The following is a 13,846-nucleotide window of genomic DNA, read 5'->3' as shown; positions in this document are numbered from 1 at the left end:
ATGAATATTATGAAGAAATTTTTATCTCTGTTATTTTTTGTATTAGCTTTTAATCTATTTGCTCAGAATTATAAGACGCATAGGGTAGAAAAGGGAGAAACTATAGAAAGTATTGCCAAGCAATATTTAGTGACTCCTTTTGATATATACGCTTTGAATCCTGATATAAAGGGTCGTTTAAAACCAAATACAGTTTTAATAATCCCAAATTCAAAGGTAAAGAACCAACCACAAGAGGAAGAAACTTCGGAATTAATTGGTTACAAAAGTCACAAGGTAAAGCGCAAGGAAACCCTATTTAATATTTCAAAAAAGTATAGTGTTTCTATTGAAGACATAAAAAAAGCTAATCGCTTTTTGTACTCTGAAAATCTTAAGAAAGGGGTTAAGCTTAGAATTCCAAAATATAAGACTGTTATATATAAAAAGTCTTATAATAATACCATAAAGAAATATACGGTACTGCCTAAAGAGGGAAAATGGCGTGTTGCATATAAATTTGGTATAACTATAGATGAGCTAGAGGACTTAAACCCAAATATGAAGGAGGTACTTCAGCCTGGTGATGAATTAAATGTACCAAACATTGCTGATAATGAAGAAAAAGCGATAGAAGAATCCTATAACTATTATGAAGTATTACCTCAAGAAGGATTTTATAGGTTGAAGATTAAAACTGGCTTAACACAAGAAGAATTAGAGGAACTTAATCCAGAATTAAAAGAAACAGGATTAAAAGTTGGAATGGTTCTTAAGTTACCAGAAAAATTCGATGCAGAAGGTGAATTGGGTTCTGTTGAAACAACAGCATTACATTCAAAGCTATCAAATTTTGAGACTAAGAAAATAGCATTAATGTTGCCATATCGCCTGAATAAAGTGGATGTGGATTCTGTTGCAGAAACAAAAGACATGATAAAAAACAGTAGGTTAATGTCTGTGGTCTTAGATTTTCATGCTGGAGTTCTTATGGCCTTGGATTCTGCAAAACAATTGGGAATATCTACAGACCTAAAAGTATTAGATACACAATATCAAATTTCAAAAACACGTGAAATATTAGAAGATAACGATTTTTCAGACTACGATGCTGTAATTGGACCCATGAAAGCTCAGTGTTTTGATAGAGTAGCAACTACATTAAGGAGAGACGGCGTCCCTGTTATTGCTGCGCTGAACAAGCCTAATGAAGTATATTCAAATGTATTTCAGACCATACCGCAAGACAAGCTATTGCGAAAAACAATGATAGACTTTATTAAGGCAGATAGTTTAAAACGGCAAGTTGTTGTAATATCAGATCAGGCGAATAGACCAAGGGCAGAAATGTTGAAAAATGAATTTCCTGAAGCTAAGTTGATTTTTTCTCGTAATGACATTAAAACAGATAAAGACGGATATTATATAATACCAGAGGACTTAGAGAGTATATTTCCGACTGATGTGGAAGAAATTAAACCTATTGGCAGATGTATTGTTTTTTTAGAGACTACCAATAATAACTTTGCATCAAATGTAATTAGTATGCTTAATAGCTTGCAAAGAAGCTATAAAGAAATTATTCTAGTTACATTAAATAAAAATAATGCCTTTGAAGGTAAGAATATAGATAATGTTCATCTTTCAAACTTAAAATTTCATTACCCATCTGTTAATAAGAATTTTGAAGAGCAGCACAATTCAAGTTTTGTCAAGGCGTACAAAAGCACTTATGGTGTATCACCAAGCAAATATGCTTCACGTGGATTTGATTTAATATTAGATATTTTATTACGTTTGGCAACTGAAAAAGATCTTTATGAGGCATCTTCGCAAAATATTGAGACAGAATATATCGAAAATAAATTCAGATATAATAAGGCAATGTTTGGTGGCTATATAAATGAGGCACTTTACATTGTGAAATACGATGATTTAAGAATTGTAAGAGCCAAATAATGACATCAAAAGTTACCTATCTAGGAGATTTGAGAGCAAAAAGTACTCATATAAAATCCAATAATACATTTTTAACCGACGCACCCTTAGACAATAATGGTAAAGGTCAAGCATTTTCTCCTACAGATACCGTTGCTACAGGATTAGCAAGTTGTATGCTAACGGTTATGGGAATTAAAGCAAGAAATATGGGTGTTGATATATCTGGTACGACTGCTGAGGTTACTAAAACCATGGCAAGTGAGCCAAGACGAATTTCTAAAATTGAGATTGTAATAAATTTTCCATTTAAGGCCAATGATAAAACAAAAATAATTTTAGAACATACTTCAAAAACTTGTCCTGTACATTATAGTTTGCACCCAGACATAGAAAAAGATGTCACTTTTAATTGGCATTAAATGCAAATAAAACACCTCATAATCTGTTTAACCTTCTTTTTCTTTAGTCAAAACCCTAATGAAGAATCCATGACATGGTCTGAGTTACGCAGACTAACCTGGACAGACTTTAAAGGTGATGTTAATCCAAATTCAGATGCAGTTGCACTAACTGCCTCTGGTATAACATTTGGATTTTCCGTATCCACATCGGGTTCAAGAATTGTTGATTATAGTACTAGTATTGACGCACATTTTTATCCAAATAAATCATGGTATAATAAAGAGGAGGCAGATGATTATATTCTTGAGCATGAGCAACTCCATTTTGATATAACAGAGTTATACACTCGAAAATTTAGAGAGAGATTAACCAAGTTAACCGTTAATCAAAACATAAGAAAGCAGTTAAAACAATTGCATACTTCAATTAACGAAGAACTTAACGAAACTCAAAAACGTTACGACGAACAAAGCGTTCATTCTATAAATACTGAAGTTCAAAAGCAATGGCGAGAACTAATTACTTCTGAGCTTGCTAAACTAAATCAATTTAAGTCACAATAATTGTGGAAGGTAATAAAGAAGCTCTCATTGAGCTGGCCAATTACAAGATGCCTTTTGGGAAATATAAAGGTGAGTATTTAATTGATATTCCTGAATATTATTACACTTGGTTTAGTCAGAAAGGTTTTCCTGAAGGTAAGTTAGGTTTTATGATGACCCAAATGCACGAGATTAAAATTAATGGTTTGGAAGATATAATTAAAAAGATAAGACGCGATTTTAAACGCTGATACTGTACTTTCAAATAACATATTAACAAACCATAAACAATACTTAGAATACTCGTTTTATTTTGTAAATTTGCCTGCGTTTAAAAGCGTATCATGACCACAAACCCTAAGTATATTTTTGTAACTGGTGGTGTGTCTTCTTCCTTAGGGAAAGGCATCATCGCTGCATCTTTAGCTAAACTTCTGCAAGCACAAGGTTACAGAACAACAATTCAAAAATTAGATCCTTACATCAATATTGATCCTGGAACATTAAACCCTTATGAGCATGGCGAATGTTATGTTACTGATGATGGTGCTGAGACAGACTTGGATTTAGGTCATTATGAACGTTTTTTAAATGTACCAACCTCTCAGGCCAATAATGTTACAACTGGGAGAATTTATCAAAGCGTAATTGATAAAGAAAGACGTGGAGAATTTTTAGGAAAAACAGTACAGGTAATTCCGCATATTACAGACGAAATTAAACATCGTATTCAGATACTAGGTAATTCTGGTGACTACGATATTGTAATAACTGAAATTGGTGGAACTGTTGGTGATATTGAATCATTACCTTATATAGAAGCGGTTCGTCAATTACAATGGGAACTCGGTGACAATAATGCTTTAGTAATTCACTTAACACTTATTCCCTATTTGTCTGCAGCTGGTGAGCTAAAAACGAAGCCTACACAGCACAGTGTAAAAACATTGATGGAAAGTGGAGTACATGCAGATATTTTAGTTTGTCGTACAGAGCATGAGTTAAGTAATAGTATCAAAGCCAAATTAGCACGTTTTTGTAACGTTAAGCAAGAAGCAGTTATTCAATCTATTGACGCATCTACTATTTATGATGTGCCAAATTTAATGTTGGATGAAGGGCTGGACAAAGTGGTATTGGACAAATTAAACTTAAAGAGTGATGAACCAGATTTAAACCAATGGAATGAGTTTTTAAAGCGTCATAAAAACCCAAAAAGCGAAGTAATAATTGGTTTAATAGGTAAGTACGTAGAGTTACAAGATTCTTATAAATCTATACTCGAGGCCTTTATTCATGCTGGAGCAGAGAACGAGGTAAAAGTAATGGTAGAGCCTATTCACTCAGAATATTTAACGCCAGAAAATATTGAGTTTAAACTACAGCATTTAGATGGAGTATTGGTAGCTCCGGGTTTTGGTGAACGCGGATTAGAAGGAAAAATTGAAGCGGTTCATTATGTACGGGAAAATAATATTCCGTTTTTAGGGATTTGTTTGGGTATGCAAATGGCAGTTATTGAATATGCAAGAAATGTACTTGGCATTAAAAATGCTAATTCTATAGAAATGGACGAAAGTGCTGAAAACCCTGTTATCAGTTTAATGGAGTCACAGAAAAATGTGGTTAATAAAGGTGGTACAATGCGTTTAGGTGCTTGGGACTGTGACATCGTAGAAGGTAGTATTGCCCATAGTGTATACAATGAAAAGCGTATAAAGGAAAGACATAGACATCGTTTTGAATTTAATAATGACTATAAAGATCAAATTGAATCTGCTGGTATGAAAGCTACAGGTTACAATCCAGAAACTGGATTAGTAGAAATTGTAGAAATTCCTGGTCATAATTGGTTTGTGGGTGTACAATATCATCCTGAATATAAGAGTACGGTTGCAAATCCACATCCTTTATTTGTGGCGTTTGTAAATGCCTCTTTACAATTTAAAAATAAGAAATAGTATCTGCCACTTTGACGTAAAGTGAAATTTGGATAGCTTTTTGGGCTATCGAACTAACTAATCAGATTACCGTAAATTACGGAACAAGTATGGAAGAAAAGAAATTAGATATCAATTCAATAATAGGATTCATTTTAATATTTGGTATTCTATTATATATCATGTATCAAAATCAGCCTACACCTGAAGAAATAGAGGCTCAGAAAAAAGCTGAGCAGGAGCAGGTCGAAGCAGAACGTGAAGCGAGTAAGCAAAATGAAGTGCTTGTAACTAAGGCAGAAGATTATTCTAATACACAGGCATTAGATTCTACACAGCGTGCTGCCCTTCAAAATAAATTAGGAGCATTTTCTTATGCTTTAGCACAGCCAATATCTGGACAACAAACCGAAGTTGAAACGGATGTATTTAAGTTGGTGTTTAATAATACTGGTGGTCATTTGGCTGAGGTCAAATTAAAAAACTTTGTTGACTATGATTCTGTTCCGATTTATTTGATAAAGGACAAGAATAGCAGTTTCAATATTACTTTCGGAACAACTGACAATAGGATTTTTAATACACAAGATTTACCATTTCAATCATCCGTAACAGAAAGTGGTGATAACACAATAGTTTCTATGAAGCTTAAAGTGTCAGAATCTTCATTTTTAGAATACCGTTATGAGTTGAAACCCGATGATTATATGATTGATTTTTCAATTAGATCGCAAGGTTTAAGTAATGTCTTTAACACATCACAACCAATAAATTTAGATTGGCAACAAAAAAATATACGTCAGGCAAAAAGTATAAGCTATGAAAATAGATATACAAGATTAACCTACATGCATGATGGTGATAAGTTGGATAAGTTAGCGCAAATGAATGATGATGAGGAGGTTGTTGATGATGTTAGATGGTTATCGTATAGACAGCACTTCTTCAGTACAATATTAGTTGCAGGCGAGACGACTTTTAAAGATGTGGCTATTACTTCTACAGATTTAGTTGAGGACGAAGAAGTAGATACATTATTTACCAAAAAATATACTGCAAAAATGCCATTGGCATTTAAGGGTGGTGAACTAAATGAAAATTTAGGATTGTATTACGGGCCAACGGACAGTAAAGTTTTAAAATCCTATGGTAAGGATTTAGAAGAAAGTATTCCTTTTGGATGGGGAATTTTCGGTTGGATTAATAAGGCCTTGTTCATACCTCTATTTGGTTGGTTAAGTGGCTTTTTACCTTACGGTATTGCGATTATAGTAATGACCATTATGGTTAAAATATTATTGTCTTTTGTACAGTACAAGCAGTTCTTGTCGCAAGCTAAGATGAAGATTTTAAAGCCAGAATTAGATGCATTAAGAAAAAAGTACAAGGATAATAAACTAAAGGCTCAACAAGAAACTATGGCATTGCAAAATAAGGCAGGGGCTAGCCCATTAAGTGGTTGTTTACCTGGTTTAATGCAGATTCCTGTGTTTTACGCCTTGTTCATGTTTTTCCCTACAGCTTTTGATTTACGTCAAAAAAGTTTCCTCTGGGCAGATGATTTAAGTTCTTACGATTCCATTTTTGAGTTGCCATTTAATATTCCTTTTTATGGTGACCATGTGAGTTTATTTCCAATATTGGCAGCTGTAGCGATTTTCTTTTACATGAAGATGACAACTGGCCAGCAAATGGCTACACAAGCACCACAGCAAGAAGGTATGCCAGACATGAGTAAAATGATGAAGTATATGATTTACTTCTCTCCTTTATTAATGCTTGTGTTCTTTAATAACTATGCATCAGGATTGAGTTTGTATTACTTTATATCTAACTTAATTAGTATTGTATTAATGTTAGTAATTAAGAATTATATCATCGATGAAGAAAAAGTTTTAGCTAAGATAGAGGTGAGCAAGAGTAAGCCTAAGAAACAGAATAGATTTCAGAAGAAAATGGCTGAAATGATGGCGCAAGCTGAGCAACAAAAGCAAACACAACAAAAGAGAAAAAAGTAATTAGTACTAAATATAATAATAAAGCCTTAGCATTTTTGCTGAGGCTTTTTTTGTCTTATGAGATAGATTTATAAAGGCATATCATATGTAAGTTTAAAGTCGCCTAAACATCTGTAAATAGATATTAAACAGAGTTGTTGTTTCTATTGGTAAAAATCTGAGTTTGAAGCCTCATTTATCTTTGATAGTCACAATTAATAATGTAATGAATAGGTATTAGAAAATTTACCAGAAACTATATAAAATGAGTAAACCCAGGCCAATTGCCTGGGTTTACCACTAACTAAATCAATCAATATAAAAATGAGGTAATCAGCCTCGACTTTCCTATAATTAGTCTACCGCTGGTGGAGGTAGAATTACTCTATCAATTACGTGTACAACACCGTTGATAGATTGTACGTCAACTAGGGACGTAATAATGTTACTTACACGGCCATTTTGATCTGTAAGTGTAAAGTTACTCGTGTCTGCTTCAATAGAACCACCTAATGTACCTACAGCACCTGTAGTTAATTCATTAGATTGTACGTTAGCTCCAACAATGTGATATAATAATACAGAGTTTACTGTATCAGTATCTAAATCTGTTAAAGCGCTTAATTCTAATTCAGCCAATAATGCAACAAACGCATCGTTTGCTGGTGCAAATACTGTGAATGGTCCGGCAGTGTTATCAGATACTGTAGCGATATAAGGCACAGTTGGGTTGCCAGTATCAGCATAAGCTAAAGCATCAACTAAAATTGATAATGCTGGATTAGAAGTTGCAAAAGTTGCAATAGTTGGTAAATCTATAACTGTATCAACAATATGGATTGTGCCATTTGTAGCTGTTTTATCTGGATATGTTACTGTAGATACACCATTAATCATTACACCGTTAGATGTTGAAAAATATAAACTTAAATTTTCGTTGTTTGGTCCAGTTGCAGCTGTGTTTGTATAACCAGAACCTGCAGCAACTAAATCAGCAGCCATTAAATTGTTACCTATAATAACGTGATTTAATAAAATGTTTGTTACTAACGCTTCTTCAGCAGCAGACATATTGTTTAAGTCTACACCTGCAGCGTTTAAAAAGGTAGTAAAAGCGTCGTTAGATGGCGCAAAAACTGTGAAAGGTCCAGGGCCTTGTAAAGTACTCACTAATCCAGTTGCTTCCAAAGCATCTGCTAATGATGTTAAATTGTTCTCTAAGGCCACATCGATCACTGTAGTGTCTTGTTCAACAGGGTCATTGCCATAATTGTTGTCATCGTCACTACATGCAGTAAGTCCTAAAACCAAAAAGAATACCGGTAGTAATTTTAATGTTTTTGAAATAATTTTCATTTTTTTAAGTTTTTAATTTGTTCAACATTGCACAAACACTTTATATGTTTGTTTAACGAAATTACAAAATGATTAAACAAAATAGATTTACGGGTTTAATTTTTACAATAATTTTAACAACTTGCTATGCACAAAAGTCAGTTAATCAGTACGATAATAACGGTGAACGTCATGGTATATGGGCAAAAGACTACGAAGGCACCCGTCAAAAGAGATATGAGGGTCAATTTAACCATGGAAAAGAAATTGGCACTTTTAACTATTACAAACTAAAAAATGGCAAAAGTGTATTAAGCGCTACTAAAGTTTTTAATGAGACAAATGATATTGCAGATGTTGTCTTTTATACTTCAGCAAAGAAGATTGTTAGCAAGGGCCAAATGAATCAGAAGAAATTTATTGGTAAATGGACTTACTACCATAAAAACGCTGATAAGGTTATGATTGAGGAACATTATAATTCACAAGGTGAATTAGATGGCTTAAAAACAGTGTACTATGAAGATGGTAATGTTGCTGAAGAGAAATTGTATAAAATTGGTAAGCTTAGCGGAAAAGCTAAATGGTATACCAAAGCGAAGCAATATATAAGAACTACAGAATATTTAGATGATAAGCGCAACGGTCAAACCATTAACTATGATGGTAAAGGAAATAAAGTTTCTGAAGGTACATATAAGGATGATAAAAAAATTGGAATATGGAAGTATTATAAAGAAGGTTCCTTAATCAAAGAAATTGACCATACCAATCAAAAGGTTATCTTTAAGAAAGATTAATATAATATGAGGAAAACTTTACTTTTCATTTTATGCGTTGCAATGCTTTTTTCTTGTGCAAAGAAAAATGTAAACGTTAAACAGATTAAAAAATCTACCATAGATAGTATTACAGATTTAAATTCGTTGAAAGCGTTTGTTAAAACGGTAGATTCTACATTAAAAGATTTTACTTGTGTTTCACCTCATGTTTATAAAAATGAAGAGCTCGCCTCCTCGCCAGTTAAACAAAAGTTAGATTCCATGATTCCAAAAACCGATTATATTAAGGCAGACCTTGATGGTAATGGTTTAATGGATTTGGTGATAACTGGAGAAACCCAATTCTCCTTTCATGTTCTGGCACTAATGAGTTTAGGTGAAGAACAATATAAGATTATACCCTTAAGCTCGCCACGTATCTACAACCAGTTTCCGATTTATACAAAGCTTGTCACTAAAAATGACAGCCCAATTATTGAGCTTTACAAGAAAAGAACAACATTTAAAGATCAAAAAATTGATAAATCAAGCTTAGTATATAAAGACGGTACTTTTGTTGAGTATCAGGATAAGTTTGCAAACTATCAGATTACAAAAATTGAATTTGGTACAACTGGTTGCTTTGGTACATGTCCAGTGTTCGATTTAACCCTAGTTCCTGAGGGCAAATCACTATTTGAGGCAAAATATTACAATTTCAGTCAGAATTTGGGTGAGCGCAAAGAAGAGGAAGGAGATTTTGAAGCTGTCATTAAACCATCTGATTTTAATGCAATTGTTCAAATGATGAATGAGATGAATATTAAAGATCTAGAATCTAGTTATACTGTTAGTTGGACAGACGATCAAACTGCGAAACTAAAGATATCTTTTGCAGACGGTTCCATGAAATACATCCAAGATTATGGGATGCAAGGCACCAGAGGATTAAAGATTTTATACCAGAAGCTATTGGCACTTCGCTTTAATCAAGATTGGGAACGTATTTAGCTTCCCTTTTCATTATAATTTTTAACTATTATTTCCATAGGTTTTCAGAATGGTAAACTAATAAGGATTGCCTTTTTTATTTGTAATTTTGCCACGGTTTTTCAGACCAAGAGACAAAATAAATTAGAATGAAACGTGTTATTGTAGGACTCTCTGGTGGTGTAGACTCTAGCGTTGCGGCTTACTTACTAAAGGAGCAAGGCTATGAGGTCATTGGTCTGTTTATGAAAAACTGGCACGATGACTCAGTCACGATTTCAGAAGAATGCCCTTGGTTAGAGGATAGCAATGACGCTATGTTGGTGGCAGAAAAGTTGGGTATTCCATTTCAAACGGTAGATCTTAGTGTACAATACAAAGAGCGTATTGTAGATTATATGTTTAGCGAATACGAAAAAGGACGTACGCCAAATCCAGATGTGCTTTGTAACAGAGAAATTAAGTTCGATGTCTTTATGGATATTGCCTTAGAACTTGGTGCAGACTATGTGGCAACCGGTCATTATTGTCGTAAAGGATCAATTGAAAAAGATGGTGAAACCATATATCAATTATTATCTGGTGTAGATGGCAATAAAGACCAATCCTATTTTTTATGTCAATTATCACAAGTGCAATTGTCAAAGGCCCTATTTCCTATTGGAGAACTTACCAAATCAGAGGTTAGGGAAATCGCCAAGGCACAAGATTTAATCACGGCTGAAAAGAAAGATTCCCAAGGCTTATGCTTTATAGGAAAGGTGCGTTTACCAGAATTTCTGCAGCAACAGCTTAAACCTAAAGAAGGTGTTATTGTTGAGGTAGATGAATCGCTTTCAACTTACACAAAGGACATACCTAAGTTTGAAAACAAGGAGAATGAGCTGGCTTATTTTTCTACAAAACCATCGTATAGTTTAGATGACGGCAAAGTTGTTGGTAAGCACCAAGGTGCACATTATTTTACAAAAGGCCAGCGAAAGGGATTGGCAGTTGGTGGTACAAAAGAGCCACTGTTTGTTATTGAAACTGATGTTGATGAAAACGTGATCTACACAGGCCAAGGTAAAAGTCATCCTGGATTATTACGTAATGTACTCTTTGTAACTAATGACGAGTTACACTGGATTCGTGAAGATTTGACATTGAAGGATGGTGAAACCATGAACGTTAAAGCACGTATTAGATACAGACAACCGCTTGAAGAAGCAACGCTTCACAAAGTACAATCTGGCTTGTATGTGGAATTTAAAAACAAACAATCTGCCATTACAGAAGGACAGTTTGTAGCTTGGTATATTGGTGACGAATTAGTTGGTTCAGGTGTAATTTCTTAACTTGCAATAAAAAGAAAAGCCATGTTTAGAAACATATTCATGCTTTTATTGCTCCAAATTTCAATAACTGCAACAGCGCAACAAGACGCTTGGATTTACTTAACCGATAAACCAAATGTTGCGTCGTTTTTAGCAAATCCAATTTCTATTCTTACGCAAAAAGCAATCGATCGTAAACAACACCATAACATTGCTATTGATGAGCGCGATGTACCTGTAAATGAAGCTTATATTGCCGATTTAAAAACTCAAACAGGTATTACCGTAATGGCGAAGTCTAAGTGGTTCAATTCGGTGCATGTAAGAGGAACCGAAGCCGATATTAACGCACTTGATGCTTTAACCTATGTGGATTCTATCGATTTTGCTGATAAGAGCCTTAATTCTGGTTCACGAGAATTTCATGCACAAGATAAGTATGATAATTTCGAACAACAGGTTGTTTTTACCTACGGCAATACACAGAATCAAGTTGAGATGATTAATGCAGATAATCTTCATGTTGATGACTTTACTGGTGAAGGCATTACTATAGCAGTTATGGATTCTGGTTTTCCAAATGTGAATACTATAGGAGCATTTCAGCGTTTACGTGATAATGGTGATTTACTAGATGGTTATGATTTTGTAACAAGAAATACAGATGTGTATGCCAATACCGCAAGTTCTCATGGAACACGCGTACTGAGTGATATGGCTGGTTATATACAAGACCAATTTGTTGGTACTGCACCTGATGCGTCCTACTATTTGTTTTTAACTGAAGATGTTTCGAGCGAAAATCCGGTAGAGGAGAGCTATTGGGTAGAAGCAGCAGAACGTGCTGATAGTCTTGGTGTAGATATGATCAATACCTCATTGGGATATCGTGTGTTTGATAATAGTAATTACGATTATACACCTGCTGATATGAATGGCCAAGTAGCCTTTATATCTAAGGGTGCTTCTATAGCAGTTGAAAAAGGAATCTTGGTAGTGGTTAGTGCTGGCAATGCTGGCGCTACAACATGGCAAACGGTAGGTGCTCCTGCTGATTCTCCAGACGTACTTTCTGTTGGTGCAGTTGATGCCAATGGAAATTATGTAGCGTTCAGTAGTCAAGGTGGTACTGCACAAGTAGGTTACCAAAAACCAGATGTAGTGGCTAGAGGAGGAGCATCATACGTCGTGGATCAGAATAATAATATTACCCAGAATAACGGAACGTCCTTTAGCAGTCCTATACTTTGTGGTGGAATTGCATCTTTATGGCAAGCAATACCAGATGCTTCACCGACTGAAGTAATGGATTATGTGAGACAATCGGCTTCGCAATACACTACTCCAGAAGACTTGTTAGGTTATGGTATCCCAGATTTAGACCTGGCAAAGAACATTGCCTTGAGTTTGGATGAAAGCTTACGGCCAGCGTTCTCTATTTATCCAAATCCGGTTGTAAATGAAATACATATTCAATTCCCAGAGAACTATATTAATGCTGGACTAAAGATTTATAACCAACTAGGACAACGAATTTTAAACACCAACCTTACCAACACTTTTAATACGGTTGATGTTTCGTTTATGTCTCCAGGACTCTTTGTTTTAGAACTTAATTCTGAAGGCAATACCAAAACTTACAAGTTCATCAAGCAATAGCACGAATGGAAAATAGAATAACCAAACTCTTTAATATAGACTACCCAATCATACAAGCAGGTATGATCTGGAATAGTGGTTGGCGATTAGCATCTGCTGCAAGTAATGCAGGTATTTTAGGATTAATAGGAGCAGGCTCTATGTATCCAGATGTATTACGTGAGCACATTCAAAAATGCAAACCCGCAACTGACAAACCTTTTGGAGTTAATGTCCCAATGTTGTATCCTAATATTGAGGAGATTATGGATATTATCGTGGAGGAAGGTGTAAAAATTGTGTTTACGTCCGCAGGAAATCCAAAAACCTGGACTAAATGGTTGCAAGACCAAGGTATTACTGTGGTGCACGTAGTTAGTTCTGTAAAGTTTGCGTTGAAGGCACAAGATGCTGGTGTAGATGCAGTCGTGGCTGAAGGTTTTGAAGCAGGAGGTCATAACGGACGTGATGAAACCACAACATTAACCTTAATCCCAATGGTTAAGGAACATCTTAATATTCCCTTGATTGCTGCAGGTGGTATAGCCACAGGAAGTGCTATGCTGGCCTGTATGGTTTTAGGTGCAGATGGCGTACAGGTTGGTAGTCGTTTTGTTGCTAGTGAAGAATCTTCTGCACATACCGACTTTAAAAAAGTAGTTGTTGATGCCAAAGAAGGTGATACACAATTGACCTTAAAGGAATTGGCACCAGTACGTTTAATAAAGAATAAGTTCTACAACGAACTACAAGAGCTTTATAAGACGTCTCCATCACCTGAACAACTAAAGGAATTATTAGGAAGAGCACGTGCCAAACGTGGTATGTTTGAAGGTGATTTAGACCATGGCGAACTAGAAATTGGTCAAATTTCAGGACTTATTCATGATATAAAACCTGTTGCAACTATTGTACAGGATATGTTGACTGAGTTTGAAGAGGCTAAAAAGGAAGTTGCTAAACTTTAGAAATTTTCTTACATAAGTGATATTTATCATACTTAAA

The 13,846-nt window shown here is 34.7% G+C and carries 12 protein-coding genes; 11 read left to right on the top strand and 1 reads right to left on the bottom strand.

What is annotated here, in order from left to right:
* Positions 1 to 9 precede the first annotated feature (9 nt).
* From DUZ96_RS07365 to yidC, 6 genes are all read left to right on the top strand, one after another.
* Entirely contained in the window at positions 10 to 1,938 is a 1,929-nt protein-coding gene (locus tag DUZ96_RS07365; protein ID WP_114301350.1) for a LysM peptidoglycan-binding domain-containing protein, read from the top strand.
* Positions 1,938 to 2,339 (top strand): OsmC family protein, encoded by a 402-nt coding sequence (locus DUZ96_RS07360; protein ID WP_114301290.1) that lies wholly within the window; start codon positions 1,938 to 1,940, stop codon positions 2,337 to 2,339. Before DUZ96_RS07365 ends, DUZ96_RS07360 begins: the two co-directional genes overlap by 1 nt.
* On the top strand, positions 2,340 to 2,885 hold the full coding sequence (locus tag DUZ96_RS07355) for a DUF922 domain-containing protein (protein WP_114301289.1): 546 nt from the start codon (positions 2,340 to 2,342) through the stop codon (positions 2,883 to 2,885). It begins immediately after the preceding gene.
* A gap of 2 nt (positions 2,886 to 2,887) precedes the next feature.
* Entirely contained in the window at positions 2,888 to 3,115 is a 228-nt protein-coding gene (locus DUZ96_RS07350; protein ID WP_114301288.1) for a DUF3820 family protein, read from the top strand.
* Between the two features lie 93 nt (positions 3,116 to 3,208).
* A complete protein-coding gene (locus DUZ96_RS07345) occupies positions 3,209 to 4,825 on the top strand; it encodes a CTP synthase (protein ID WP_114301287.1) in 1,617 nt (538 codons plus the stop codon).
* An 89-nt stretch (positions 4,826 to 4,914) separates the two neighbouring features.
* The gene (gene yidC, locus DUZ96_RS07340; RefSeq protein WP_114301286.1) at positions 4,915 to 6,822 is read left to right on the top strand and encodes a membrane protein insertase YidC; all 1,908 of its coding nucleotides are present in this window, start codon (positions 4,915 to 4,917) and stop codon (positions 6,820 to 6,822) included.
* 333 nt (positions 6,823 to 7,155) lie between these two features.
* Here the strand turns inward: yidC and DUZ96_RS07335 are convergent, their stop codons facing one another.
* Positions 7,156 to 8,157, bottom strand: a complete 1,002-nt coding sequence (locus tag DUZ96_RS07335) for a fasciclin domain-containing protein (protein ID WP_114301285.1) — start codon at positions 8,155 to 8,157, stop codon at positions 7,156 to 7,158.
* A gap of 68 nt (positions 8,158 to 8,225) precedes the next feature.
* On the opposite strand from DUZ96_RS07335, the gene DUZ96_RS07330 reads away from it, so the two are divergent.
* The 5 genes from DUZ96_RS07330 to DUZ96_RS07310 all read left to right on the top strand — a co-directional run bounded on the left by DUZ96_RS07330 (position 8,226) and on the right by DUZ96_RS07310 (position 13,809).
* Complete coding sequence (locus DUZ96_RS07330; protein ID WP_114301284.1) at positions 8,226 to 8,936, top strand: toxin-antitoxin system YwqK family antitoxin; 711 nt, start codon at positions 8,226 to 8,228, stop codon at positions 8,934 to 8,936.
* A 6-nt stretch (positions 8,937 to 8,942) separates the two neighbouring features.
* Positions 8,943 to 9,908, top strand: a complete 966-nt coding sequence (locus DUZ96_RS07325) for a DUF6438 domain-containing protein (RefSeq protein WP_147267064.1) — start codon at positions 8,943 to 8,945, stop codon at positions 9,906 to 9,908.
* 128 nt (positions 9,909 to 10,036) lie between these two features.
* Positions 10,037 to 11,224, top strand: a complete 1,188-nt coding sequence (mnmA, locus tag DUZ96_RS07320) for a tRNA 2-thiouridine(34) synthase MnmA (protein WP_114301282.1) — start codon at positions 10,037 to 10,039, stop codon at positions 11,222 to 11,224.
* Positions 11,225 to 11,245: 21 nt separating this feature from the next.
* Positions 11,246 to 12,862, top strand: coding sequence for a S8 family serine peptidase (locus DUZ96_RS07315; protein WP_114301281.1), 1,617 nt, complete (start codon positions 11,246 to 11,248; stop codon positions 12,860 to 12,862).
* A 5-nt stretch (positions 12,863 to 12,867) separates the two neighbouring features.
* On the top strand, positions 12,868 to 13,809 hold the full coding sequence (locus DUZ96_RS07310; RefSeq protein ID WP_114301280.1) for a nitronate monooxygenase family protein: 942 nt from the start codon (positions 12,868 to 12,870) through the stop codon (positions 13,807 to 13,809).
* Positions 13,810 to 13,846: the final 37 nt, after the last annotated feature.

Source organism: Winogradskyella sp. KYW1333 (genome assembly GCF_003335675.1).
Lineage (GTDB): Bacteria > Bacteroidota > Bacteroidia > Flavobacteriales > Flavobacteriaceae > Winogradskyella.
This window is presented reverse-complemented; position numbering and strand designations above follow the sequence as displayed.